Origin of the sequence: Thalassolituus sp. UBA3500, assembly GCF_002377545.1 — a bacterium.
Lineage (GTDB): Bacteria > Pseudomonadota > Gammaproteobacteria > Pseudomonadales > Oceanobacteraceae > Thalassolituus.
The window spans coordinates 12,914-38,256 of the sequence record NZ_DFQB01000044.1 but is presented as its reverse complement, the minus strand read 5'-3'; the positions used below and the strand labels follow the sequence as shown (position 1 = coordinate 38,256).

Sequence of the window (25,343 nt, the reverse complement as noted above, 5' to 3'; positions counted from 1 at the left end):
GGGGAAGAACATTTTTAAAAATTCACATCAATTGAAACGTTACCTACGACCGTATCGTCGTTCGAATCACTGCGTTGAATATTAAACGAGGCTTCGTAACCGTAAATGTCCTGATCGGTAATCGTAATACCAATATCGTCAGAAGAATCAGCAGACTCATGTGAAAGACTATTTACTGCATCAAAGAAATAAATATCCCGTTCAGTAAAAGAATATGTCTCTGTACTCAGGTCAAGAATCGAATCGCCGTCTTCTTCGTTTGTGGTCGAGACAGACAACTTGGTTTCTGAATCTTCGAGATTATGCAAACCGGCACAGAAAACATCTTCGTCGGTGACAATCAGGCCAGGCCCCCAATTCCAACCCATTGAACCAACCCGCCCAGTACTTTCTTTTAAGCGGATAAACTCACTGGAGGAAAATAAGCTGACACCGGGCGCTACTGCACCTTCAACTTCTAATGTCAGTACGTTATTCGCCGAGCGATTGTACGTTCCAGCCCCCACTGTAGCTACGGCTGTAGAGGTTACACTTCGTATTTCAACGAAGCCCCCCGCATTACATGAGGCAAACTCGAAACCGCTTTCAGCCTCGGCGCTCTCACGAATAACGAGAAATTCAAGGCGGCTCTCATAACGTTTGAAATCAGGGCCACTGGTATTAGCATCGGTGTAGGTATTATTACGTACTCCAACCCAAGTACCTGTAATTTCGTTGTCGCCTCTTAGCTGCAACAGCTCTGCAGTAGAGCGATAATCATCCAGGGTGAAATACGTCAGACCTGTCGGGAAGTTATCTTCATCTGAGCCACTTGAGCCGGAGCCACCACCTCCGCAGCCCACCATGGCCAGAGTGATAAATGAAAGTGGTAATATTTTTATTTTATTCATAAGCCCTCCGGCTTAATCGATACTTTTTACAACCGAAGATCAGGCTGCAGCACGAATAATTTCTGCGTACTCTTTGCCCTGAGCGTGAGAGTCGATGGTCTCAAGCAAAGAAACACCTTCGGCATTTTTTGCTTCCAGGTTATGACCTTCCGCTGCAAACAGTTTAATAAACTCTGCAAACGTCTGCGGCACCATATGACGATACGCACGGATCACTGCGATGTAATCGGCATCTGAACCGTCATAGCTTTCTGCAACCAGAAATTCACGCAGTTGCGCCTCAGACCATTCACCGCCAAATACTTTTTCTTTATCTTTTTTCTGCATTTTCACTCTCCTAAATACATTTGATGTTGATAGTCTGATGGGTTTCGCTGGCCCTCTGTGCCATGGCCAAAACTGCTCCCGACAGTTTAAGGCATTCCCACCATCCATGGTGGTCAGTTGGCACAGCGGAGCCCCCATGGATGGGTTCACGGCGAGCCAGAGAACCCCATCAGACTATCTGCACGTAATCTCAAACCTTCCGGAACATCAAATCCCAGACTCCGTGCCCTTTATTTTCACCGCGTTTTTCAAACTTGGTGTACGGGCGGTGCTCCGGGCGCGGAACATATTCATTTTTACCGGCCACGTTTTCGTAACCTTCCTGCGCTTCCATGACTTCCATCATATGCTCAGCGTAGTTTTCCCAGTCGGTCGCCATATGGAATACGCCACCCGGCTTCAGGATACGACGCAGCGTCTGCGCAAACTCTGGCTGTACGATACGGCGCTTATGATGCTTTTTCTTATGCCATGGATCAGGGAAGAACAACTGCACTGTATCAATGCTGTTATCCGGTATCAGCTTCAACACTTCAATCGCATCGTCTTTGTACGTGCGCAGATTTGTGACACCGGCTTCTTCTGCGAGGTTCAACAGGGAACCTACGCCGGGCAAGTGCACTTCAACACCGATGAAGTCTTTCTCAGGCGCTGCGGCAGCCATTTCCACGAGGGACTGCCCCATACCGTAGCCAATCTCGAACACAACATGTCCGTCACGCCCGAATACGGAAGGAGGGTCGATTTCACCCTGCTCAAGCTCCAGCCCCATCACTGGCCACTGTCGGTCCAGCCCTCCCTGCTGGCCTTTGGTCAGGCGGCCAGCACGGATAACAAAACTCTTAATGCCACGTCGGTATTGCGGCTTGTCGGCATCGCCAACCTGGTTGGAATCAGACACTCTTATTACTCACTGTCAGAATGGGGAGGAGGCAGCCGGAACGCAGCCAGAATCAGAAACGCCCAGGCGATAAGCCAGCTAACGCCACCAAATGGGGTAATGACCCCGAGAAAGCGCTGCCCTGTGATGGCCATGGCGTAAAGGCTGCCGCTGAACAGAATCAATCCTAACAACATCATGATCGCACTGCGGCGAATCCAGGACGCAGGGCGCACAAACAACCAGGCCGACATCGCTAGCAGTGCGACCGCATGCATCAGATGATACAAAACACCTGTCTGATAAGCGGCCATAAGTTCGGGTTCAATGACCCCTTTGAGCCCATGAGCACCGAATGCACCGAAAGCAACCCCGGTAAAGCCGGCTACTGCAGCTATGTTCAGGCAGGTTCTGGCTTGCATCGTCTATCCCCGAAAAAAGTGCTGATTATAGAGCACTGACGCGCTCAGGTCACAACCTGCGACGCAAAGGAAAGCTGAAATTTCGAGGTGCTTCGTTCTTATATGGCCAGACATCATGTGCCTCTGGAGGCCAGTATTATCTCAACTCTGTTCACGTTTTGATCGAACCTCTATCTTTCCATTCAATGCGGTAAATAAACGCTGCAATAACAATAAAAAGACTCACCTGGTGAACCACATGACTATAACAACAACAGCACGCAGGCTGGCGCTTAAGGCCTCCTGTGGAGCGGGGTTAATTGTATCGGCCACCTGCGCTTTCGCCAGCGTGGAAGGCTATGCAACCAAGAATGGCGATGCCTGGCAGGGCAGCCTGGAACAAGTGCTTAAAATGCAGTTTGTATCTGACTTCATTGGCGAGCGCGCTCATATCCGACCGTTCCTGATACCGCAGGCAAAGTCCTACAGCATCACGACGTTCCGCAATCAGGGTATTGCTATCGACTTTCGCGCGAAGCATGTCACCCCCGAAGGCGAGCCCGATAACAACCTCAGCTGGAGCATCGCCGAAGGGCCTCTCCATGGACGGGTCGAAGGCACACCGCCTAACGTGCGTTATATACCGAATGCCGAATATACCGGCTATGACCGTATTGTATTTAACGTCAGCGACAACCTTGACGGCGACACCAACGGCACCATCGATATTAAGGTTCAGGGCTCGTACACCAACTTCGAGTCAGGCCAAGTTCGCCCACTGGCGCTGAATTCAGACAACACCCGCCTGTACGCGCTGAACACGCCGGATGGCAAACTCGAAATTTTTGATGTCAGCGGGGAAACCCCTGCGCTGATGCACAGCGTTCCCGTCGGGGTTGAGCCTGTTGCCATCGCTCTGCGCAACGATAACGAGGCCTGGGTGGTCAATCACCTCTCGGATAACGTCAGTATCGTTAAACTGAATACTGACCTGCCCTACGTGAAGAAAACGCTGCATGTCGGTGATGAACCGCAGGACATTGTCTTTGCTGGCCGCAACAATGTCCGCGCTTTTGTGACGACCGCGCATCGCGGTCAGCACTCGCCGTCGGACCTTGATGCCATGACGCCGGGCACAGACCGTGCCGATGTCTGGGTATTCGATGCCCCCGATGCCGAGATGGAAAAAGTCATCACCTTGTTTGGCATGGCACCGCGCGGCCTTGCCGTGACGCCAGATGGCGAAACCGTCTACGCCTCCATTTATAAATCGGGCAACCAGACTACCACTGCGGCGCACAACTACCGGGTTTGGGGACCGACCAGCACCATCAATGGTAAACCGGGCCCGAACACAGATGCCGATGGCATTGTTGCGCCAAACACCGGTGTAATTGTGAAATACGACGGCGAGCACTGGCGTGACGTCTACGGTACCCGCTGGGATCACCAGGTGTACTTTGACCTGCCCGACTATGATGTCTTTAAAATCGACGCCACCGCGGCCGATCCGAAAGCCGTAGGCGAATACACTGGCGTAGGTAATGCTCTGTTTAACATGGCTGTTAACCCAGTGAACGGCGCTGTGTATGTTTCAAACATGGATGCCCGCAACGAACTGCAATACGAAGGCCATGGCCATCGTAGCGATAAACAGACTCTGCGCGGTCGCTTCATTAAGAACCAGATCACCGTCATCAAAAATGGCGATGTCACTCCGCGTGAGCTGAACTCTCACCTACGTGACAGCAACCCGGATGGCTCGCCGTCTGAAAACGCGCGCTCGCTGGCGATGCCACTGGAGATGGCGGTCGACAGTGCTGGTGAAACCCTCTATGTCGCAGCCTACAGCTCGTCCAAGATCGGTATCTTCAATACCCGCGAGCTGGAGAACGGCACATTTACTCCGTCCGAAGACAATCATATCGAAGTCTCTGGTGGCGGCCCTGCGGGCATCGCGCTCGACGAATCCCGTGACCGCATGTATGTGCTGACCCGCTTTAATAATTCTGTCGCCGTCATTGACCTGAACGAAGGCCGCGAAACCCAGAGTGTGGCCATGTACAACCCAGAACCGGACTACATTACAGAGGGGCGTCCGTTCCTGTATGACGCCCGCTTCAGCTCTGGCCGTGGCGATTCTTCGTGTGGCTCCTGCCATCTGTTCGGCGATATGGACGGCCTGGCGTGGGAACTGGGTAACCCGGATGGCGTGACCACGGAAAACCCTCGCGGTTACGTGAATTTCTTTATGGAGATGAACGCACTGCCGGTCCACCACCCACTGAAAGGCCCTATGCTCACTCAATCGTTCCGCGGTATGGACTTCCAGGGGCCGTTGCACTGGCGTGGCGACAAAACCGGCACCTATCAGGTGGCGGGTGAATCCCTTGAGCACGCGGCATTTAAAGAATTCCGTGGTGCGTTCACTGAGCTACTTGGGCGTGCCGAGGAGCCTACCGAAGACGAAATGAACAAGTTCGCCGACTTCGTTATGCAGATGCGCTACCCGCCGAACCCGAATCGCAATCTCGACGACACACTGACACCAGACGCGGAATTTGGCGCCAACATCTACTTCAACGAAAAGACCACTGGTTTTGAAGCGGAAAACACCGGCAACGTCGCGATGATTACCTGTAACGACTGCCACGAGGTCGATCCGGAAATCGAGCGCTTCGGTACGTCGACTCTGATGAGCTTCGAAGGTACAGAAGTGTCCCAGGATATGAAAGTAGCGCACCTTCGCAACGTATACACCCGGATCGGTATGTATGGATTGAAACTGCGGAAGCGCACTTCAACCGCAACAGAAATGGGCCCTCAAGTCACCGGTTTCGGCCTTTCCCATGATGGCGCGATTGATACACTGGAGAACTTCCTGTCATTGAACGTATTCCACGTCGATACACCAGATATTCCTGAAGTCATGGAGTATGTGACACAGATCCCGACCGGTCTCGCGCCGATTGTCGGCCAGCAGGCGACCTTCAACCTGACCTCACAGTCGGATGCCGCCCTGGTATCGACCATGATGGCTCAGGCACTGGCGCACACCTTTGACAGCAGCGTGCGTAAACAGAAATGTGACCTGATCGCCAACGGCGTTATCGGTGGTGAAGAGCGCGCATGGCGCTTTGTCGATACCGGTGCAAATACCGGATCATTCGTTGATATGCACGGCGACGCAAGCAGCTTCAATCGCCTGCGCTGGACCTCATTGATACCGGGCAACAGCATCACATTCACCTGTGCCGCTCCGGGCACTGGCGAACGTCTGGCCTTCGACCGTGACGAAGACGGCATCTACAACATCGCAGATGCAGACACCTCCGGACGTAAGCCAACCTCCGTTCAGGCACCTGATCCGGATGCTGAGCCCGTTCAGGTTGAGCGCGCTGAGGGCGCCTTCTGGCGTGAGGAATCACAGAAAGAAAGCGGCATCTTCCCGCACTTCGATAACTTCTGGGCGTTTGATTTCTTTAATTAATCCCGCCCCCCCCCTAAAGAGAGGGAGCGGATATAAAGATGATTGGGCCTACATAAGATGATTGCGGTAGGAGCGAGGTAAGCGTATGCGCCAAGGCCGGGGCTGTTCCATACAGCCCTCGGCATTTCCGCCATCCTTGGCGGTCAGATAGCGCATCCGAGCGTACAGGGATGTATTCACCGCGTCTTACCGAGCTCTATCCCAATCACTTGCACTCGCTCCTGATCCTGAATAACCGCACCTCTACTTCCCTCAAACGAAGCTGTTAGAATGCTCCCCCTGATTCAAACAGTGAGAGCTTCTCGTGAAATACGCAGACCTACGCGACTTCATCAAGAAACTGGAAAAACGCGGTGAACTGGTTCGCATCAAAGAACCCGTCGATCCACACCTCGAAATGACCGAACTGGCTGACCGCGTACTGCGCGCCAAAGGCCCGGCGCTACTGTTTGAGAACCCGAAAGGCTACGACATGCCCGTACTGGCCAACCTGTTTGGCACGCCCGAACGCGTCGCCATGGGGATGGGCGAGGACTCCGTCGAAGCGCTGCGCGAAGTGGGCAAGCTGCTCGCGTTCTTAAAAGAGCCTGAGCCACCGAAAGGCCTGAAAGACGCATGGTCGAAGCTGCCGATTTTCAAAAAAGTGCTGGCCATGGGACCCAAAGAAGTGAAAAAGGCCGCTTGCCAGGAAGTTGTTATCGAAGGCGATGACGTCGATCTGTCAAAGATCCCGGTACAGCATTGCTGGCCCGGAGATGCAGGCCCGCTGATTACCTGGCCGTTAGTGATCACCAAAGGCCCACACAAAGAACGCCACAATTTAGGTATTTATCGCCAACAAGTGATCGGTAAAAACCGTGTGATTATGCGCTGGCTGAGTCATCGTGGCGGCGCGCTGGATTTCCGCGAGTGGCAGCAGGAACACCCCGGTAAGCCATTCCCGGTGACCGTTGCACTGGGTGCTGACCCGGCAACGATTCTCGGCGCTGTCACCCCAGTACCGGACACCCTGAGTGAGTACGCCTTTGCTGGCCTGTTGCGTGACTCTCGAACAGAGCTGGTAAAAAGTATGGGCAATGAACTGATGGTTCCAGCGTCTGCAGAGATTGTGCTCGAAGGGGTGATTCATCCGGATGACATGGCTCCCGAGGGTCCATTCGGAGACCACACCGGCTACTACAACGAAGTCGACAGCTTCCCTGTGTTTACCGTCGAGCGTATCACGCATCGCAAAAAACCGATTTACCACAGCACCTACACCGGACGTCCACCGGATGAACCGGCGATTCTTGGCGTGGCGCTGAACGAAGTGTTTGTACCGATTCTGCAGAAGCAATTCCCGGAAATCGTCGACTTCTACCTCCCACCCGAAGGCTGCTCCTATCGCATGGCGGTGGTCAGCATGAAAAAGCAGTACCCGGGCCACGCTAAGCGCGTGATGATGGGCGTCTGGTCGTTCCTGCGCCAGTTTATGTACACCAAGTTTGTGATTGTGGTCGACGACGACGTTGATACCCGCAACTGGGAAGACGTGATCTGGGCCATCACTACCCGTATGGACCCGGCGCGCGACACGACACTGATCGAAAACACGCCGATTGATTACCTCGACTTCGCCTCACCCGTGTCGGGTCTTGGCTCGAAAATGGGGATGGATGCCACCAATAAAATGCCGGGCGAAACCGACCGTGAATGGGGCGAGCCGATTGTGATGGATGACGAGGTGAAAAACAGTGTCGACCAGCTGGTGAGAAAAATCGGCAAGGATATTGGTCTTTGACGGATACCGTTAAAAACCTGACCGTGAAGACGCATCGCATAACGTTCCAACCGAACGGTGTCACCATTCGCTGCCGTTCGGATCAGACCATCGCCGAAGCGGCGCTGGAGCAGCGCGTTATTCTGCCGGTAAGTTGCGAGAACGGTATTTGCCAGGTCTGCCAAGGCGAACGCCTGTCCGGTGAACTAGTCTTTCGTAATGAACTGGGCACCTCAATACTTGAGCAGGATAATCAGGTATTATGCTGCGTAGCATTCCCCAAATCTGACGTTGAGATTGTTATGACCGATGTATTCGCTCCCGACCATAAACAGCCCGCTACACTTGCTTGCCAGGTGCAGTCGGTCGAGTTAATGACGGACGATGTTTATCAGGTCAGCTTATTGGCGCCCGCAGGTAAAGCTCCGGATTACTGGGCAGGCCAGTACCTGATGTTGCATATGGGCGAAGGCAATAGTGAAGAACAGATTCCTTATTCAATCGCCTCTGCGCCTGGCGCACTCACAGGGAAAGACCCACGAGAAATCGAGCTGCACATTGCCGCCAACAGTGACAAGGCACGTGAGGTGGTAAACTTTCTACAGCAGGCCGTGATCGCTCGTGTCACTATTCCCGCTGGCGATTGCTACATCAATCCGCATTTTCTCGACCAGCGCAAAGGTCAGCCTCTGCTGATGGTCGCCGCTGGCTCAGGATTTTCACAAATTAAAGCCCTGATCGAAGCCACACTGTCGATAGACCCTGAGCGTGAGATTCACCTCTACTGGTCTAACCGTGCGGCCGTCGGCTTCTATCTGCCAGATTTGCCACAGACCTGGCAGAACGATTTTGCTAACTTCCATTACCACCCCATTATTCAGCAGCACGCTGATGACTGGAATGGCCGCGCTGGGTGGATATATGAAGTAATCCACGAAGACTTCGATGATCTGTCGAATGTCGACATGTTTGCCTGCGGATCCCCCAACATGGTGTTCGGTACCCTCGATCAATTGGAACCTTTAGGCCTGAAAGAGTCCAATATGCATTCCGACGTATTTGCTTACGCCAATCGTGCAGATTTCTCAGTTAATCACTGAGCAACGAAATAAATCTGTCTGAATTCAGCGCCATAATGGAGGCGCTTGCTTGCGCCAGACTGATTTTGGCGTAATGATCTGCCTTGTCGAATATTTCATACTACATACCTCCTCTGGAGTAAGGATTAATTTGTGAACATCAATTGGGATAAGCTGAACCTCGACCCACAGCTGCTGTGGGCTGATTACATTCTCCCTTGGGGAACTCAGATTGTACTTGCGATTGTCGTGTTCTTTGTTGGTCGCATGATCGCACGCGCGGTCACGAACGGTACCCGCAAGGTCATGGAAAAGGCCAGCCTTGAACCTATGCTGGTGAACTTCCTGTCGAACATTATCGGCAGTGTTCTGCTCCTTCTTGTCATCGTCTTCTCGCTATCGCAATTAGGCGTTGATACCACCTCCCTTGTCGCACTGCTTGGTGCAGCTGGTCTGGCTGTTGGTCTGGCATTGAAGGACTCTCTGTCACACTTTGCCGCCGGCGTAATGCTCATTTTATTCCGCCCTTTCAAAGTTGGAGACTTCTGCGAGCTGGACGGAAATATGGGTACCGTTGAGCAGATCACCATACTGCATACCCGCCTGAAAACCCCGGACAACAAAGTGATTACCATCCCGAATGGCAATGTGTTCTCTGGCACCATGACAAACTTTTCTGAGCAACCAACCCGTCGTGTCGATATGGTGTTCGGTATTGGTTACGGCTCGGATCTGTTAAAGGCAAAAAATATTCTCGAAGAAATGGTGAACGCAGACGAACGGGTTTTGAAAGATCCTGCGCCCGTCGTCAAAGTACACGAACTGGCCGATTCATCAGTCAACCTGATCTGCCGCCCCTGGGTAAACTCAGCAGACTACTGGGGCCTGTACTGGGACATGATGGAAAAAGTGAAACTGCGCTTCGATGAAGAAGGCATTGAGATTCCATTCCCTCAGGTCTCCGTGCATATGGAAAAAGACGACTGATTCATTGTCAGCTCACACAAAAAAACCGGCTATTCAGCCGGTTTTTTTGGTATTCGACACTAGAGGCGGGCAGGCAAATTTACGACTCTGCGGCTCTTCAGGTTGTGTTCGATCAAAGGCGTCAGCTCGTACTCAGGCAAAGCACGACTGAAATAGAACCCTTGAATCGACATAGCACTGATCGCATTCAGCGCGGCTAATTCAGCTTCTGTTTCAACACCTTCGGCAACCACATCCAGTTCGAGTAATCTTGCCAGATTGACGATGGTTTCTACGATAGCGGCCTTACTGAAAGCTTTCTGATTCACTCTGTCTGCTCAACACCAAAGAAAATCAGGCTGCCACTTACCCCAGCTGTACTGTCTGTAATTGTGAGTGAGTAGTCTCCTGCCTGTGCGCTGCCCAGCTGCCCTTCAAGGAGGTAGTCACCTCCTTCCCGAGCGACGACGCGGAGGGCTACTCGCTGTCCAGATGTACCAGTCAACCCAACGGACAGATCACTGGCGCGAGCATGACGGATTACAAGACTGACTGTCACATCAGAACCCTGATTGACATCATTCAGCGAGACTCGAGTGATACCCGAGCGGGTGAAGAAAAAGGAACGGCGCGCATCGTTGATAGCGATGTCAGTAGCGCCACCATAATTAACGACTTGTGGTTCAGGCTGGGGGGCAGGCTGTGGTTCTGGCTCAGGCTGTGAACCGTTATCGACCGCGAGCACTGCAGCGGTAGCATCCACGATACCTGCGCCGCAACCAGCGCATGTGCCCGGGAAACTGCGTGCGCTTTCAGACAACGCGGCTTCGACTTCAGCAGGGGTCAGGTCTTTATTCACTGAGCGCATCAGAGCAATCACACCGGCCACTACTGGAGTAGCCATTGATGTCCCTTGATACTCGGCGTACGTCGCCCCTTCGCGCCCCTGCCGGCCACGATCAATGGTAGACAGTATGCCACCACCATTCCCGCCACCCGGCGCCGCGATATCAACTACGGAGCCGAAATTAGAATAACTTGCTCTAGCCCCATCTCGTCCAGTCGAAGCAACGGTAATCACATTCTGACAGTTCGCAGGCGTCGCACCACGGGCATCAACGCTGCTGTTACCAGCGGCGACAACTACCGTCGAACCTGCCGCAACGGCCTGATTAATAGCAGCCTGCATATACGACGTACAACTCCCGGTTCCGCCAAGACTAAGGTTAATAACATCCGCCGGGTTCTGATTAAGCGGAGCACCTGCTACTGGCAAACCTGCCGACCAGACAACCCCATCGGCAATATCAGACAAAGTGCCACCACAGCGACCAAGCGCCCTCACAGGAACGAACTTCGATAGTGGCGCAATCCCGGCAATCCCAGTGCCATTATCGGTAACGGCCGAAGAGATACCGGCCACATGGGCTCCGTGCCACGACGAGTCTGAGCTACCACACCCCGAAAATAGACCGGTGTAGTCACCCTCATCGATGGCGTTGCCATCGCGACCATTACCATCACCGGCTGTTGAGCTGTTCGAAATCATGTCGTAACCCGGCAGGCGGTTCGTATCAAGGTCAGGGTGCGGAACATAACCGGTATCAATGACCGCGATGACCGAGCCTTCTCCCCGAGTAATATCGTGAGCATTCTGTGCACGGACACCACCCGCATCTTCAAAGTGATACCACTGGCGACTGTACAGAGCGTCGTTCGGGACAGCCTGCGTCGTTACCCAGATATCCTCTTCCACCCGCTTAACAAAACTCTGCGACCGGATCGCCGCCATCGCAGACCGGTGCAGCTGCCCTTTCCCCGGTATATCTATAACCAGGTACTGGCCATTCAGCATGCTTCGTTTAATTGCATCTACCGGTAAAACATCAGTGAGTAATTGCTTTGAGTGAGCTACAGAAGGGTCTATTTCAACGACATACTGCTTCGCTGAAGCAATGTCCGAAGCAGCCGCTGCCAGAAAGGCAAGCGGTAAGGATTTCATCAGATGTTTCAATTCGGGGCCCTCGATCAGATAATAAAAACACTCAGGCCATCATTTCACATCACTGCAATCTGGCCTTCAGGTTTTCAAAACTATCGATTCGGGCAATTAAATTACTAAAGAATTATTGTGTTAAATTGCATCTCTTAATGTAACCGGTTTGTATCCCGATTAAATAACGATGTTTCTCTCATTCTTTAGAATTATTTTGGAGAAATATTTCCGATTTACCCTGTATTTTCTGCGATCAAACAGATATCAATTCAATGCAGCGCATTACGCCGGACAGGACTCAACGACAGCTTCTGCCAAAGAGATTTCTCTGCCGTACTCAAGTCACCAAAAGTAAGCTCACGGAGTAATACCAGGCTGTCATTACAGAATGTTCTGACCGACAGTTGCCCCAACTGATCAAGCACTCTGCTGAACAGAAAACGACAGCTACGCTGATCGCCCAGACGGCGAAAGGCTGCCATCATCTGAGCTGCAGCGTCCAGATAATGCTGTTGGGCTTTTTTGTCCGGATTTTTCGACAACTCCAGCTCAGCAATTTCAACCGCATTACCAAAACAGACGGTCGCTCTTTGCCACTGCCGTCCGGCCATTGCCTCACAGCCCATGGATGTCGCTCGCAGCCAGCCCGCCTGTAGCTCAGATGGGTTATCCATTAACCACTGGCGATGACCATCACATATGTATTTCATATCAGGCTGCCGCCAATGCATCGTATTCGCTGATGATCTGAGCTACCCATTTTTCAATGCGGGTATCAGTCAGTTCGAACTGCTGGTCTTCATCGATAGCCAGACCACAAAACAGTGTCTTGTCGTCATTTACTGCGCGCGAAGCTTCGAATTCATATCCTTCCGTTGGCCAGTAACCGATAAAGCGCGCACCGGCTTTTTGCAGATGTTCCTGTAACCAGCCCATGGCATCGACAAAAAAATCACCGTAGCCAAACTGATCTCCCAGGCCGTAGAGGGCAACCGTTTTCCCAGACATATCCAGGGCCTGAATCATTTCCTCAACGTCTTCCCAGTCAACCTGAATACCTCCAAAGTCCCACGTTGGTATGCCCATAATCGCCAGGTCATAACCCTGTAATTGCTCCGGCTCGGCATCTGTGATGTTGATGAGGTCGGCAACAATACCTGCCTCCTGTAGCTGCTCAGATATTTTCTCCGCAACATCCTCGGTGTTTCCGGTATCTGTTCCGAACACGATACCGACAGATGCCTGACTCAATGCTGAACTCATAGCTGATTCGCTCCCAAATTATTAATGCGAATCATTATCGTTATATTATAGAGAAAGGCAATACTCTTCTGCGCAGAGATCCCGCAGAAGAGTAAAGACTACTGAAGTAGTAAGGTGGAGCAGGTAGTGATGGAGAGCCTTAACGGCGGGGCTTTGGTTTAAAAGCCGACATGATGGCTAACGGAATCGTCAAAGCTAACCAGATCACCAGCGAAGTAATGAAATAGGCGATCTGTAGTTCGGCAAACAGATTCGACTGGAGCACAATCTGAAAGACCCCGTATAACGCCATACCCCCGAAATAGAACAAGCCGAAAACCAACCAACCGGGCAGGCCGCTGGTGCCGGTTCTGACGATCTTACCTGCGATCTTCACAGAGAGATCCATAAAGAAGTACAGCCCCATCACAGTGAGCGTAATCGCAATAGCGTGACGCAGAGGGCCATCCCAATAGGTTTCGGTGTCCGCCGCTGCAGAGACATCGCCCCCGGCATACAGTGAGTAAGCTCCACTCAGGATGGTAAACAATCCCGTCAGTATGGTGAGGTAGTCGGCAAGAGCCGAGCGATGTGGCATATCATTCATAACGTCCCCCTGATACAAGTCCGGCGGCTCATGGCCGCCGGTTTTTATTATTTTATGGACTGACTTCAGGCAGTGGCCAGGTAATCAGTGACCCAGTGCCAGCTGAAAATGTTCGCAGGCAAGCGTTTCATCGCCTTCAGCCAGCATGACCTTGCCCATTTCAGCGTGCAGTTCGGCCAGACCTTTGATACTCAGGCCGGTCTGCAGATACTCACGGGCTTTTTCCAGATCATTCACACGCAGCGCCAGACGACCGAGTGTCAGCAACAGGAGCGGATCATTAGGGCGCTCTTTCAGCTGCTGCTCAGCAAACAGCAGCTGCTTGCTGGCGTCTTTACCTTTCAGGCGACCGAAGATTTCTACCAGCTCGTCGTGCCATACGTGCTTAAGGCCTTCACGCAGCGCTTCCTCTGCTTTCTCTTCCTGCTCAGTTTCGAGCAGCAGATCAACGTAAGACTTCATCACATCGCTGGTATAGCGCACGTCGCGGCCGAGACCATCAAACGTCGCAGTCAGGCCCTGACCACCATTTGCATGACGGGCGCGGTCGAGCAGTTGCAGAGCAACGTTGCGCTCCAGCTTACGTAACTCTTCATCCGGAATTTTGGTCGCTTTGCGCAGGGTTGGCAGAAGCTCATTTAACGCAACCCAGTCCTCCAGATCCTGCAGTGTTTTTACCAGTAACTTCAGCAGGTATGCGTGACGCGGATGCTTTTCACGCAGGCTGATCAGTACGGCCAGCGCCTGCTCGTTCTGGTTACGCGATTGCAGTAGCTGTACCTGAGTAATCCCCACCGCCAGGTCTGAGCCTTTGGTGCTCAGGCTTGCCTGCTTGAGCCATTCGTCCGTTGCTTCTGACTTATCCTGCTCGTAAGCAGCACGGGCAGCCGCCAGATAGTTAATCAGAGGTTGATCAGAATCTTTAGCACTGCTTGTCAGGTTACGTTCGGCACGGCGCCACTGACCCTGTGCAAGAGCGAGCAGGCCTCGAGTAGTCTGGCGACGGGCACGCAAGCTACGACGACGCTGACGCCATTCATTGAAACGACGGTCACTGCCAAACAAGACCAGAAGCGCACGCAGCGCAATGTACACGGCCAGCAGTGCAATCGCGCCCAGAACTAAGAACATCCACAGGCTGGTTTCTACGGTGTAGTTTTCCCAGCTAAGCATGACATAGCCAGCATCGATATATACGAATGCGCCAACGCCGATGGCACCGGCCGCAATCAGCAACAGGAAAAGAACGATCAGTCTCATGCGTCCTCCTCCGTACCGGCCTCTTCAGCCTCGTCCACGTTGGTTTCTGTTGGCTGAACCGTGCCATTGCGGCGCTGCTCTTCAACCAGTTTCTGCAACATCAGAAGTGACGCAGTGATATCCGGACGCTCAGGAGCCACTTCCCACGCCTGCAGTTCAGACAAGGCCGCACGGGCCGCACGAGTACGTGCATCTTCAATAATCAGATAGGCATCTAACCACTCTGAGACGCGCTGAAGGCTGTGCTCATACAGTTCGGTCTGTTCGCGCAGGAGTGCAATCTGAGCCTGTTCCAGCATGAGATGCATGTTCTGCTGCAGGTAATACTGCTGATCGGGCGTTAGTGGCGCCGCGATTGGTTCGTCACGCTCACGGATACGCACCATACGAATCACGTTATCTCTGACTGTATACCAGAGGTTCCAGTACCACGTCTGCTCATCCAGAGTGAGTGGCTCTTCTTCAGCAACAGGTTCTGCGATCAGTTTTTCTGGCATCCATGGCAGCGCCGTTACCTGCTCCTGCAGAGCCTGCAGACGGAAGATAGCGCCCACACGATCAACGGCAGGCACGGCACGCAGAGCCATCAGCTCACGGGCAATCTGAGCACGGACTTTATCAAAACGAGGGTTACGCGTTTCAATAATGACGTTGTCTGCTGCGGTCAGCATGCTGATCGCACCTTCCCAGTCACGCTCAAGCTCAAGGCGCTGGCTGGCAAGGCGCAGCAGGTATTCTGCTTCGGCCAGTAGCCAGTCCTGACGCTCTGCACCCGGCAGCTTACCCAGGCGCTCTGTGTTATGAGCCACCTGAGCGGCAAGGTTCTGAGAGGCAGTATTCAGGGCTTCTGCGCGCTGCATCAATGTTGTTTCACGCGCGTTGCTTGCTTCAATTTTCTGCAGTGCAGTATTCAGGCGATCAGTCAGTACCGCAGTTTCAGCGGTTGCAGCCTGTTGCTGCTGCCAGCCGAAAAAGCCGGCCGCACCCGCCAGAGCAAACAGGATGATGATCAGGAGCAGGTTAAACCAGGAAAGCACATTGGAACTGCGCTTCTCTTTCTGTCCCTTATCAGCCGGGGCGTTAGTCTGTTGTTCGTTGCTCACGGTGAATTTCCTTCTGAAATTGGCCTTAACGGCGAAATCTTAACGGCCTGCGGCAAACCGCGCGCGCAGGCTGTGCAAAGTATCTTCATTACGGGCGCTGGCCGCAACCACCACGTCAGTGCAGCCATGCTGTCTGGCGTAAGTAGCCACTCGCTCACTTGGCACTATGATAGTGCTCACCCGGGTCGCAATATCTGGTATCTGTTGTTGCGCAATATCGAGCGCCTGCCCACTGCTTAGCAGCAATACTGGAGCACCCTGTAAGGTTTTGTCCCAGCCGGCTTCTGCCCATTCAATCTGCCGGCGTTCATAGAGCTCGGCGTACTCGACACGGGCGCCGCGCTCACGCAGAACCGAGGCCAGGGTTTCCCGACCGCCGACGCCCCGCCAGATGAGTATTTTCTCACCCTCGACCTGCTGTAACGATGGCAGCGCTAGTACCCCTTCACTGTCGTATCGGTCAACCGGCATTTCCATATCGACGCCATACTCCCGATACACTGCTGCGGTTGTCGGCCCTACCGCATACCAGCGCAGCCCGACAGGCATCTGAGGCCAATAGGCATCCATCCAGCTGAACCCCGCCTCTGCGGCATTCTGGCTGATCGCGATGACGGCATCGTAATGGTCTATATCGAGGATTTTCTGACGACAGGCACGTGAAGCGGCGCTGTCATCATCTTCAAATCGGCGAATCTCAATCAAGGGATGATGGCGAACCTCAAAGCCAAGCTCCGCCACCGAGCTGATTAATTCACTGGCTTTATCCGCGGGTCGCGTTACTACAACCGGCGGTAACGCTTCAGTGAACGTCATGACCATACACGGCACGCAGGATATCACCCGCTCCCTGCGCCAACAGGTCTTCTGCTGCCTTTATACCCAGTGCTTCGGCGTCTTCTGGCGAGCCGCGGAATTCGGTACGCAGCATTTGCTGACCGTCCTCGCTACCCACAAGACCACGTAGCCACAATTCATCACCATCAATAATGGCGTAACAAGCGATGGGGACCTGACAGCCCCCTTGCAGGCGACGGTTCATGGCACGTTCTGCCAGCACGCATTGTGCGGTTACTTCGTGGTGCAGTGGCGCGAGCAGGGCATGAATGTCTTTATCAGCACTGCGCCACTCAATTCCAAGGGCGCCCTGTCCACCCGCTGGCAGTGATTCTTCTGCGGGCATGAAAGCAGCGATACGTTCATCCATTTCCATGCGCAACAGGCCCGCCGATGCGAGAATGATGGCATCGTACTCGCCAGCATCCATTTTACCCAGGCGCGTCTGTACGTTGCCGCGCAGACTCTTCACTTCAAGATCAGGTCTACGCTCTTTAGCCTGACAGCCACGGCGCAGACTGGATGTACCGAGTATTGAGCCCTCTGGCATCTCGGCCAGAGTCTTGTATTTATTCGAGACGAACGCATCCAGAGGGTTTTCGCGATCGCAGATCACACCGAGCTCGAGACCTTCCGGAAACTCCATCGGCACGTCTTTCATTGAATGCACAGCGATATCCGCCCGCCCGTCGAGCATGGCATTCTCAAGCTCTTTTACGAACAGCCCTTTGCCACCGATTTTCGCCAGTGGCACATCCAGGATCTTGTCCCCTTGAGTGGTAAATGTAACCAACTCAACCTCCAACCCCGGATGCAGCGCTTCCAGGCGGGCCTTAATGTGTTCAGCCTGCCACATGGCCAGTGGGCTTTTGCGGGTCGCAATGCGGAGTAAAGATGGTGTCGGCATGATGTCCTCGAACCTGAAACTGTGCATTTATCAGGCGTGGATAATAACAGGATTGAGGTGGGATTGCTGCGCGCCTTCAGCAGCCGCGCAGGTGCTTCTTCACTCCCGGCGCGTGCCGCCGACTGACAGGCAGCGGCTGATCGCTCCCGCGCAGCCACAAAACAACACCGTCATCGGTATTTTCGAGTCGCTGAACCCGGTCGGACGCAACAAGGTAGCTGCGGTGAATCCGCATAAAACGTTGCGGAAATTCTTCTTCCAATTGCTTCAGCGAATCGTCTATCAGGGTCTCTCCGTCAGCATGGTGCATACTGACGTATTTCTGGTCTGCGCTGAAAAACAGCACATCATCTACCGGGGTCAGCACTAAGCCTTGCGACGTTCGCGCACTGATGTGTGTACGCGCAGCCGGACCGGACACCTGCCGACTCAGACGTTCTGCCGCCCGGCTCAACGCCCGGGTGAGATCTTCTTTGCGGATCGGTTTCAGCAGGTAATCTGCAGCATCCACATCGAAAGCCGCCAGAGCGTGATCGTCAAAGGCGGTACAGAAGACGATGACAGGGGCACTTGGCAGCGTCCTGATTTTCTCTGCGGCCTGCAAACCATCCAGACCGGGCATCTGAATATCGAGCAGAACCAGATCTGCCCGGAATTGCGATAACCAGTCGACCGCCGCCTGCCCATCACCTGCCTCGGCAATACAGGCAAAGTCTTTATGCTCTTCTAAAAGACGTTTCAGGCGCTGACGCGCGAGTGGTTCATCATCGACCACCAGAACGCGGTAACTCATACTCTATCCCCATTCTCTGGTATCAGGATCCGTGCTTCGTAGCGATGTCCCTCATCCTCTACATTAAGTGTGGCACCTTCACCGAAAAGCGCCTCCAGACGTGCGCGGATATTCTGATGGGCTATGCGGTTGCCACTGGACTCGACGGACTCACTGCTTTTGCTGTTACTGATCTGCAGCAACCAACCTTTATCCATCTGCGCCAGCGACACCCTGATGTCTCCCTGCGCCACAACAGGCTGGATACCGTGATAAACAGCATTCTCAAGCAAAGGCTGCAAAATTAATTGTGGCACCCGTATATCTGGCAGAACGTGAGGAAGTTCCCATTCCACCAGCATCCGGTCGCCTAAACGGGTCTGTTCAATATCAAGATACCCCTGCCCAAGTTTGATCTCTTCTGCCAAAGAAGTCGTTTCTTCGGTTCCACGTAAAACCGCGCGGAAAAGCTGAGCCAGCTCAAGCAGCATCTGCTCCGCTTTTTCAGGGTCTATGACGATTAGAGAAGCAACGGTGTTGAGGGTATTAAAAAAGAAATGCGGACGGATATTTGCCTGCAAGGCCGCAAGACGAGCCCGGAGTTCAGCCTGAGTCTGCAAGCGCCACTGGCTCTGCACGTAAAAATAGCGCATCGCCATCGCCGAAAAAATTGCGCTGACCAGTTGGTTGCGGGCAACCCAGTACCAATCCAGCGAGGGCTGAATTGCAGGTAAGAAGGTTTCACCCAACAGGCTGATACACAAGGTCACCAGCTGGATAATGAGCAGAGCCACAGTTGATGCCGCCCACACAGGAAGCCGGGCTAGCTGACCACGAGCCTGACAGAGCAACGCCACAGACACTAATGCCACCCACTGAACAAACAGTGAAACCAGCCCGAAGCGCACCCCCGAAAAGCCCTCAATGCCACTCTCGATCAATGTCAGTGCCAGTACCAGAGCCTCGCTGACGATCAGCAGAATCAGTACTGCCCGGGCATTGCACAGGTCAGGGAGAAAGAAGCCGTCGAGCAGTTCGTCCTGCGAATGAGTTTGTTTGTCCTTCACATAGATTCCTGTTTCAGTACCGCCAATGCACTCTCAGAGTCTCGCCGCATTCGGCCGCGTCGTAAAGGGCCTAAGCCCCGGTATGAACGCAAAGCCGCAAAGGCTATAATCCCGCCTTCTTTCAATTCAACGAATGTCCGATCAGAGGTGCCTGATGACCGACCAATCCACAAACGCTTCCTGGGGAGGCCGCTTTTCTGAAGCGACCGACGCCTTTGTCGCCCGCTATACCGCCTCTGTGGAGTTTGATCAGCGCATGTACCGCCAGGACATTCAGGGCTCCATCGCGCATGCAACCATGCTGTGCAAAGTAGGTGTTCTGACTGAGCAGGAGCGCGACGACATCATCAATGGCCTGAACGAAATTCAGAGCGACATTGAGAATGGCAAATTCGAGTGGTCCATCGAGCTTGAAGACGTGCACATGAACATTGAAGCTGCCCTGACGGCCAAGATTGGTATTACGGGCAAGAAGCTACACACTGGCCGCTCCCGTAACGACCAGGTAGCGACGGACATCCGTCTGTACATGCGTGATGAGATCGACGTTATCTCTGCCGAACTGACGCGCCTGCAACAAGGTCTGGTTGAGCTGGCTGAACGTGAAGCCGATACCATCATGCCGGGCTTTACTCACCTGCAGACTGCACAGCCAGTGACTTTTGGTCATCACCTGCTGGCCTGGAACGAGATGCTTGAGCGTGATTACGCCCGCCTTCAGGACTGCCGCAAGCGCGTAAACCAGATGCCACTGGGCGCTGCTGCACTCGCTGGTACGACGTATCCCATCGATCGTCATTACACTGCCGAGCTACTGGGCTTTGAAGCACCGACCGAGAACAGTCTCGATTCCGTCTCTGACCGTGACTTCGCCATCGAATTTACCAGCGCAGCGTCTCTGATCATGATGCACATGTCGCGCTTCTCTGAAGAACTGGTGCTGTGGGCGTCTGCTCAGTTCCAGTTTGTCGATCTGCCTGACCGCTTCTGCACCGGCTCATCCATCATGCCGCAGAAGAAAAATCCGGACGTTCCTGAACTGGTGCGCGGAAAAACCGGTCGTGTGTATGGTCATATGATCAGCTTGCTGACCCTGATGAAGTCACAGCCACTGGCCTACAACAAAGACAATCAGGAAGACAAAGAGCCACTGTTTGATACGGCAGACACTCTGCGTGACTCACTGCGCGCCTTCGCTGATATGGTGCCGCACCTGCAGGCTAAAAAAGAGTTTATGCGTGAAGCGGCGATGCGTGGTTTCTCAACCGCCACTGACCTTGCAGACTATGTGGTTCGTAAGGGCACTCCATTCCGTGATGCACACGAAATTGTCGGTAAAGCGGTCGCTTACGGTCTGGAAACAGGAAAAGATCTGAGCGAAATGACACTGGAAGAACTGAAGCAATTTTCGGATGAGATTTCTGAAGATGTATTCGATGTTCTGACACTGGAAGGGTCTGTCGCGGCTCGTGATCATATTGGTGGAACCGCACCTGATCAGGTGCGTTCTGCGGCAGGCAGAGCACGCCAGAAGCTGGCGGCGCGCAGCTAAGCGTAGCGCTCAGCTGAAATGAAGAGGGTAGCTGATCAGCTACCCTTTTTTTTGAACCAGCCCGGTACGTTATTGACCGACACAAAGCGGAATACGAGCACCGCGTGTACTAAACCAATAATCAGCCCCATGCCCATCTGTCCGGTTTCCATGAGCTCCCACACCAGCATGGGTAGAGTCAGAATCGGAAACCACGCTATGTAGCGAAAAAACACGCGCTCAAATCTCGTCGTAGGCAGATCCTGTTTACTCATATCCTGTTTCTGCGTCGTCATACAATACCTCCATCAGATGCCCAGCTTGGCACCACGACCAGCCACTGCCTATTAGAGGAAAGTCGAATAAGCCTGTGCCGACTATTCAGACCCGGCTCACATCCACAGAGACTGTCATTTCAGGCGCTGAGCCCCCACCGAAGATCACACCTTTCAGCGGTGTTACATCGTTAAAGTCACGGCCCCAGGCGGTAATGATATGTTGCTCTCCGGCAAGGCAGTTATTCGTCGGATCAAATTCTACCCAGCCCTCACCCGGCGAAAATACCGATAACCACGCATGCGTTGCATCGGCACCCACTAACTTTTCCTGACCCGGTGGCGGCAGTGTTTCGAGATACCCGGAAACGTATTTAGCAGCAAAACCCAAGGAGCGCAGACAGGCGATCTGCAGGTGAGCAAAATCCTGGCAGACCCCTTTTTTGTTCTGCATAACTTCGGACAGAGGTGTCGCAATGGTTGTCGCAAGCGGCGAATAGCTGAACTCTTCGTAGATTCGAGCAGTCAGTGCAAAGCACGCCGATAACAGAGAACGGTCGGCAGTAAAAAGATCTGCGGCGTAGTCCCGGAATTCAGGCGCCGCCGCAATCATGGATGAGTCCAACTGATATTCGCGAGCGAGCAGTACATCTTCTGATTTCGACTGCTGCATTTTGCTCAGAACTTCTGCACAGGTACTGCCGAGATCAAGATTGGTGTCTGCAATCTGCGGGCGGGTTTCTACCTGACTGGTGGCAGTGATCGTCAGCGCCTTGTGGGGCCGCTGAATTTCGAACTGAAACACCTGATTGCCAAAATAATCTTCCCGGCGCTGCTCCATGGCCAGTTCCGGGGTGACTTCTATCTTGCTGTTGATGCAGGTCTGACGCTGAGTCGTTCGCGGGATCATCTGTGCCAGGTTGTAACAGTGCGAGACCCGGCTGGCGTATTTATAGGCGGTGATATGTTTAATCAGATACTTCATTACAGCCCCTCCCAACGAGCATCGACCAGCTGTTGTGAGTCTTCTCTGTGATCGAAGTAGCGATCGCCGATCATATCGCTGATGTCCATCAGGGCGTTATCCAGAGTCTGCATCTCTTCAATCAGCACTTTACGCTCACCTTCCGTACTTGCAGACAATTCAGAGAGCGTAAACAAGCGCACGCGCGTACTGCATTCGATCAGTGCTTTCTCAGCAGGCGGCAGCTCATGCAGATACCCGGCATGACTTGGAAGCTTGCGCAACTGGCGCAATATATTGCCGAGCTGATACATCACCGAACGTGGGTTATCTGTATCCAGCAGAACCAGATCAAGGCCGCTACGCAGATCAGGACGAGCACCATAGCGGCGACGGTAGGTAATCAATCCCTCAAGCGTAAGCAGCAGTGCTTCAGCAACGCGGGATTGCTCTGGCTCCATCATCTCAGGACCAAGCAAGGTGCCCGTCAGGCGCCCGGTCTGCATGGCTCGTTCGATTCGACGGCCCAATTCCATAAAACGCCAACCGTAACCGCGGGTCATGCTCTCGTGCGTCAGGCCCGCCAAGGCCATTAATGCTGTGACCAGAGGGTCGAGTACTTCATCAGGGCTAAGGTAAGCATCCTGCTCATCGCCATCCAGTAGAGGGATTGCATCCCGGATATCGTTGATCACCCGATAGGTGTCAGACGACAGCAACTCTTTGGCTTCATCAGCACAGAACAGCATGCTGTTGAGGGTATTCGCAATCGACTGCGGCGCTTCTCCACGACGCAGTGCTTCAATCATGGCTTCATCACTCTCCGGCGTTTTCATCGGTGCAATAGTCGCCAGCTCAGTCACGGCCTTGAGCAACGTCAGACGTAGATCAGATGACAGAGGGTCTTCGCCATTGAGCATGGAGTACGCAGTACGGAGCAGACGCAGGCAGGCTTCTGCACGCTCAGCGTAGCGCCCCATCCAGAACAGGTTCTCAAGCACGCGGCTAGGTAGGTTGGTCGCTTCACTTTCCCGCGCAGGCGCAACATCTTCGTGCTGATTGGTAACGATGCGCTCGGGCTCGGAAGCTACGACCCAGGTATCTTTGCTGGTCGCACCCGCCTGACCAGAGATCAGCAGCGCATCTTCTTTGAGCCCGACCCGGGTAAGACCGCCCGGCATAACACTGTATGACCCGGTACCCGCAACCGTGAAGGCCCGGAGTATCGCTGGCCGCGGTGCCAACACATTATTCTGCAGAGTCGGTAAGAAGCTGGACTCCAGTACAGGTTGGCCAACATAGCGCTGGGGATCACTTTTAATCCGGGCGGCCATATTAGCCAGCTCTTCAGCGCTGGCTTTAGGCCCAAAGAAGCTGAGCTCGCCCGGCTTACGATAGGTAGGTTTCACCACCAGCTTCGTCAGGTTATCCAGAACATAGGTCATGTCAGTAGGATCACCACACCACCATGTCTGCACGCTGTTGAGGCGGGGCTCACGCCCAAGTAGCGCGCGCCCGATGTCCGGGAGATATTTCAGCAATGCTGGACTTTCAAGAATACCCGAGCCCAGTGAGTTAGCGACGACCAGATTCCCTGCTCGCACCACCTGCAGTAGGCCGGGCACCCCCAGACGGGAATCTCCGCGCAGTTCTACCGGATCACAGAACCAGTCGTCTACGCGACGCATGAGTACATCGACCCGGCTCAGCCCGTCGAGCGATTTCATCCAAAGAAATCCACCGCGAACCACCAGGTCATCACTCTGAACCAGATAAAGCCCGAGGTAATTCGCCAGATAGGCGTGTTCAAAATAGGTTTCATTACGGGGACCAGGGGTCAACACCGCGATACGAGGCGAGGGCCTGTGAGGGCACAGGCTCTGCATTTTGCTGCGCAGCTGGCGGAAGTACCCGGCCAGGCGATGAACGTGACTGTCGCGGAATAAGCTCGGTAAAACGCGTGACATCACCGTGCGATTTTCGAGCGCGTAACCTGCGCCACTCGGGCTCTGAGTTCTGTCCGCGAGCACCATCATACTGCCGTCCGGGCCACGGGCCATATCGGCGGCGTGAATAATCAGATCATGCTCGCCGGGCATACGCAGCCCCTGGCAGGCGCGCAGAAAACCACGATTGGCATAGATAACTTCTGGCGGTATCACTCCGGTCCGGATCAACTGGCGCGGGCCGTAGATATCGCGTAACAAGAGGTTCAGTAACTCTGCACGCTCAACCAGCCCACTTTCAATGGCGGCCCAGTCATCACTGCTGATGACATTAGGAATAAGATCTAGCCCCCAGGTACGGGAGTCGTTCAGCTTGTCGCGAAAGTTATCGGTGTAGATGTTGTACGTTGCACCATCATCACGCAGTAGGCGGCGAGCCTTCGCTTGCCGGTCATGCAGGACGCTGCCCGGCATACCCGCCAGACTCTCCATGACATAATTCCAGTGTGGAAGCATGTTACCGGTGGCATCGTAGACAGCATCACCGCTGCGTTGCAGCGGTGGATACAGGTCTTCAACGGTCGGCGTGATGGCTGACTCATCAGTCATATTGGCTATCTCAGGTTATCTGGCCGCAATTATGGCAGATTCTCAGCGTTTAGGCTGAGTTCTGAGATCCAGCGTCAGAGGATATTCATCATACGACTCTTCTGCCGGAGCACTCATCGGCCTGACATCTGTATGCGCAGTAAATTCACGTATGGCATCGATCTCAGGACGAGGCGTGTAAGGCCCCTGCGTATGATCTGTGGTCGTAAATCGATTACCCCGCCGGGACTCGGCTTCAGCAGCATTCACTGGGAATACGTCATAGCTGCGCCCTCCCGGATGAGACACATGATAGGTCGCTCCACCCACCGAGCGTCCGTTCCAGGTATCGATCAGATCGAAATGCAGGGGAACGTGAACATCAATGGTCGGATGCAATGCCGATGGCGGCGCCCAGGCCTTATAACGTACACCCGCCACGAATTCACCATGCTT

General features: G+C 53.7%; 24 protein-coding genes. 5 read left to right on the top strand and 19 right to left on the bottom strand.

Going from position 1 to position 25,343, the window contains the following annotated elements; translation table 11 throughout:
* Positions 1-14: 14 nt before the first annotated feature.
* From B2R29_RS11010 to B2R29_RS10995, 4 genes are all read right to left on the bottom strand, one after another.
* Positions 15-890 carry a hypothetical protein gene (locus B2R29_RS11010; protein ID WP_301181113.1) on the bottom strand — a complete coding sequence of 292 codons (876 nt, stop codon included), beginning with the start codon at positions 888-890 and terminating at the stop codon, positions 15-17.
* Between the two features lie 39 nt (positions 891-929).
* Entirely contained in the window at positions 930-1,217 is a 288-nt protein-coding gene (locus tag B2R29_RS11005) for a PA4642 family protein (RefSeq protein ID WP_301181112.1), read from the bottom strand.
* A 190-nt stretch (positions 1,218-1,407) separates the two neighbouring features.
* The gene (gene trmB / locus B2R29_RS11000) at positions 1,408-2,118 is read right to left on the bottom strand and encodes a tRNA (guanosine(46)-N7)-methyltransferase TrmB (protein ID WP_301181111.1); all 711 of its coding nucleotides are present in this window, start codon (positions 2,116-2,118) and stop codon (positions 1,408-1,410) included.
* Positions 2,119-2,123: 5 nt separating this feature from the next.
* Positions 2,124-2,519, bottom strand: a complete 396-nt coding sequence (locus B2R29_RS10995) for a DUF423 domain-containing protein (RefSeq protein WP_301181110.1) — start codon at positions 2,517-2,519, stop codon at positions 2,124-2,126.
* A gap of 238 nt (positions 2,520-2,757) precedes the next feature.
* Between B2R29_RS10995 and B2R29_RS10990 the strand changes: the two genes are divergently transcribed.
* The 4 genes from B2R29_RS10990 to B2R29_RS10975 all read left to right on the top strand — a co-directional run bounded on the left by B2R29_RS10990 (position 2,758) and on the right by B2R29_RS10975 (position 9,813).
* Entirely contained in the window at positions 2,758-5,988 is a 3,231-nt protein-coding gene (locus tag B2R29_RS10990; protein ID WP_301181109.1) for a beta-propeller fold lactonase family protein, read from the top strand.
* A gap of 304 nt (positions 5,989-6,292) precedes the next feature.
* Complete coding sequence (gene ubiD, locus B2R29_RS10985; RefSeq protein WP_301181108.1) at positions 6,293-7,768, top strand: 4-hydroxy-3-polyprenylbenzoate decarboxylase; 1,476 nt, start codon at positions 6,293-6,295, stop codon at positions 7,766-7,768.
* On the top strand, positions 7,765-8,847 hold the full coding sequence (locus B2R29_RS10980) for a 2Fe-2S iron-sulfur cluster-binding protein (RefSeq protein ID WP_301181107.1): 1,083 nt from the start codon (positions 7,765-7,767) through the stop codon (positions 8,845-8,847). Before ubiD ends, B2R29_RS10980 begins: the two co-directional genes overlap by 4 nt.
* 138 nt (positions 8,848-8,985) lie before the next feature.
* A complete protein-coding gene (locus B2R29_RS10975; protein WP_301181195.1) occupies positions 8,986-9,813 on the top strand; it encodes a mechanosensitive ion channel family protein in 828 nt (275 codons plus the stop codon).
* A gap of 59 nt (positions 9,814-9,872) precedes the next feature.
* On the opposite strand, the gene B2R29_RS10970 is transcribed toward B2R29_RS10975, so the two are convergent.
* The 11 genes from B2R29_RS10970 to B2R29_RS10920 all read right to left on the bottom strand — a co-directional run bounded on the left by B2R29_RS10970 (position 9,873) and on the right by B2R29_RS10920 (position 19,583).
* Positions 9,873-10,121, bottom strand: coding sequence for an EAL domain-containing protein (locus B2R29_RS10970; protein ID WP_301181106.1), 249 nt, complete (start codon positions 10,119-10,121; stop codon positions 9,873-9,875).
* Positions 10,118-11,794: a S8 family serine peptidase gene (locus tag B2R29_RS10965; protein WP_301181105.1), complete on the bottom strand. Its 1,677-nt coding sequence runs from the start codon at positions 11,792-11,794 to the stop codon at positions 10,118-10,120. Before B2R29_RS10965 ends, B2R29_RS10970 begins: the two co-directional genes overlap by 4 nt.
* A gap of 263 nt (positions 11,795-12,057) precedes the next feature.
* Positions 12,058-12,498 carry a hypothetical protein gene (locus tag B2R29_RS10960; protein ID WP_301181104.1) on the bottom strand — a complete coding sequence of 147 codons (441 nt, stop codon included), beginning with the start codon at positions 12,496-12,498 and terminating at the stop codon, positions 12,058-12,060.
* A gap of 1 nt (position 12,499) precedes the next feature.
* Positions 12,500-13,051: a flavodoxin gene (locus B2R29_RS10955; RefSeq protein WP_068436905.1), complete on the bottom strand. Its 552-nt coding sequence runs from the start codon at positions 13,049-13,051 to the stop codon at positions 12,500-12,502.
* Between the two features lie 139 nt (positions 13,052-13,190).
* A complete protein-coding gene (locus B2R29_RS10950) occupies positions 13,191-13,637 on the bottom strand; it encodes a hypothetical protein (protein WP_068436903.1) in 447 nt (148 codons plus the stop codon).
* 84 nt (positions 13,638-13,721) lie between these two features.
* Positions 13,722-14,897, bottom strand: a complete 1,176-nt coding sequence (locus tag B2R29_RS10945; RefSeq protein WP_301181103.1) for a heme biosynthesis HemY N-terminal domain-containing protein — start codon at positions 14,895-14,897, stop codon at positions 13,722-13,724.
* Complete coding sequence (locus tag B2R29_RS10940) at positions 14,894-16,000, bottom strand: uroporphyrinogen-III C-methyltransferase (RefSeq protein ID WP_068436899.1); 1,107 nt, start codon at positions 15,998-16,000, stop codon at positions 14,894-14,896. Before B2R29_RS10940 ends, B2R29_RS10945 begins: the two co-directional genes overlap by 4 nt.
* A 39-nt stretch (positions 16,001-16,039) precedes the next feature.
* Positions 16,040-16,816, bottom strand: coding sequence for a uroporphyrinogen-III synthase (locus B2R29_RS10935; RefSeq protein ID WP_301181102.1), 777 nt, complete (start codon positions 16,814-16,816; stop codon positions 16,040-16,042).
* Positions 16,803-17,744 (bottom strand): hydroxymethylbilane synthase, encoded by a 942-nt coding sequence (gene hemC, locus B2R29_RS10930; protein ID WP_301181101.1) that lies wholly within the window; start codon positions 17,742-17,744, stop codon positions 16,803-16,805. The genes B2R29_RS10935 and hemC overlap by 14 nt, the downstream gene beginning before the upstream one ends.
* Positions 17,745-17,820: 76 nt before the next feature.
* Positions 17,821-18,537 carry a LytR/AlgR family response regulator transcription factor gene (locus tag B2R29_RS10925; RefSeq protein ID WP_301181100.1) on the bottom strand — a complete coding sequence of 239 codons (717 nt, stop codon included), beginning with the start codon at positions 18,535-18,537 and terminating at the stop codon, positions 17,821-17,823.
* Positions 18,534-19,583, bottom strand: a complete 1,050-nt coding sequence (locus B2R29_RS10920; RefSeq protein WP_301181099.1) for a sensor histidine kinase — start codon at positions 19,581-19,583, stop codon at positions 18,534-18,536. Before B2R29_RS10920 ends, B2R29_RS10925 begins: the two co-directional genes overlap by 4 nt.
* A gap of 154 nt (positions 19,584-19,737) precedes the next feature.
* On the opposite strand from B2R29_RS10920, the gene argH reads away from it, so the two are divergent.
* A complete protein-coding gene (gene argH / locus B2R29_RS10915) occupies positions 19,738-21,135 on the top strand; it encodes an argininosuccinate lyase (protein WP_301181098.1) in 1,398 nt (465 codons plus the stop codon).
* Between the two features lie 35 nt (positions 21,136-21,170).
* Here the strand turns inward: argH and B2R29_RS10910 are convergent, their stop codons facing one another.
* The 4 genes from B2R29_RS10910 to B2R29_RS10895 all read right to left on the bottom strand — a co-directional run.
* Positions 21,171-21,410: a hypothetical protein gene (locus tag B2R29_RS10910; RefSeq protein ID WP_068436887.1), complete on the bottom strand. Its 240-nt coding sequence runs from the start codon at positions 21,408-21,410 to the stop codon at positions 21,171-21,173.
* 85 nt (positions 21,411-21,495) lie between these two features.
* Positions 21,496-22,374 (bottom strand): transglutaminase family protein, encoded by an 879-nt coding sequence (locus B2R29_RS10905; protein WP_068436885.1) that lies wholly within the window; start codon positions 22,372-22,374, stop codon positions 21,496-21,498.
* The gene (locus B2R29_RS10900; RefSeq protein ID WP_301181097.1) at positions 22,374-24,908 is read right to left on the bottom strand and encodes a circularly permuted type 2 ATP-grasp protein; all 2,535 of its coding nucleotides are present in this window, start codon (positions 24,906-24,908) and stop codon (positions 22,374-22,376) included. The genes B2R29_RS10905 and B2R29_RS10900 overlap by 1 nt, the downstream gene beginning before the upstream one ends.
* Before the next feature lie 42 nt (positions 24,909-24,950).
* A partial coding sequence (locus B2R29_RS10895) for a transglutaminase family protein (protein WP_301181096.1) occupies positions 24,951-25,343 on the bottom strand: 393 nt, incomplete at its 5' end.

What these genes read in the sequence shown, in the direction of transcription:
- B2R29_RS11010 (WP_301181113.1), bottom strand. Translation starts at nt 890, where the DNA reads ATGAATAAAATAAAAATATTACCACTTTCATTTATCACTCTGGCCATG.
- B2R29_RS11005 (WP_301181112.1), bottom strand. Translation starts at nt 1,217, where the DNA reads ATGCAGAAAAAAGATAAAGAAAAAGTATTTGGCGGTGAATGGTCTGAG.
- B2R29_RS10995 (WP_301181110.1), bottom strand. Translation starts at nt 2,519, where the DNA reads ATGCAAGCCAGAACCTGCCTGAACATAGCTGCAGTAGCCGGCTTTACC.
- B2R29_RS10990 (WP_301181109.1), top strand. Translation starts at nt 2,758, where the DNA reads ATGACTATAACAACAACAGCACGCAGGCTGGCGCTTAAGGCCTCCTGT.
- B2R29_RS10965 (WP_301181105.1), bottom strand. Translation starts at nt 11,794, where the DNA reads ATGAAATCCTTACCGCTTGCCTTTCTGGCAGCGGCTGCTTCGGACATT.
- B2R29_RS10960 (WP_301181104.1), bottom strand. Translation starts at nt 12,498, where the DNA reads ATGAAATACATATGTGATGGTCATCGCCAGTGGTTAATGGATAACCCA.
- B2R29_RS10955 (WP_068436905.1), bottom strand. Translation starts at nt 13,051, where the DNA reads ATGAGTTCAGCATTGAGTCAGGCATCTGTCGGTATCGTGTTCGGAACA.
- B2R29_RS10950 (WP_068436903.1), bottom strand. Translation starts at nt 13,637, where the DNA reads ATGAATGATATGCCACATCGCTCGGCTCTTGCCGACTACCTCACCATA.
- B2R29_RS10945 (WP_301181103.1), bottom strand. Translation starts at nt 14,897, where the DNA reads ATGAGACTGATCGTTCTTTTCCTGTTGCTGATTGCGGCCGGTGCCATC.
- B2R29_RS10935 (WP_301181102.1), bottom strand. Translation starts at nt 16,816, where the DNA reads ATGACGTTCACTGAAGCGTTACCGCCGGTTGTAGTAACGCGACCCGCG.
- hemC (WP_301181101.1), bottom strand. Translation starts at nt 17,744, where the DNA reads ATGCCGACACCATCTTTACTCCGCATTGCGACCCGCAAAAGCCCACTG.
- B2R29_RS10925 (WP_301181100.1), bottom strand. Translation starts at nt 18,537, where the DNA reads ATGAGTTACCGCGTTCTGGTGGTCGATGATGAACCACTCGCGCGTCAG.
- argH (WP_301181098.1), top strand. Translation starts at nt 19,738, where the DNA reads ATGACCGACCAATCCACAAACGCTTCCTGGGGAGGCCGCTTTTCTGAA.
- B2R29_RS10910 (WP_068436887.1), bottom strand. Translation starts at nt 21,410, where the DNA reads ATGACGACGCAGAAACAGGATATGAGTAAACAGGATCTGCCTACGACG.
- B2R29_RS10905 (WP_068436885.1), bottom strand. Translation starts at nt 22,374, where the DNA reads ATGAAGTATCTGATTAAACATATCACCGCCTATAAATACGCCAGCCGG.
- B2R29_RS10900 (WP_301181097.1), bottom strand. Translation starts at nt 24,908, where the DNA reads ATGACTGATGAGTCAGCCATCACGCCGACCGTTGAAGACCTGTATCCA.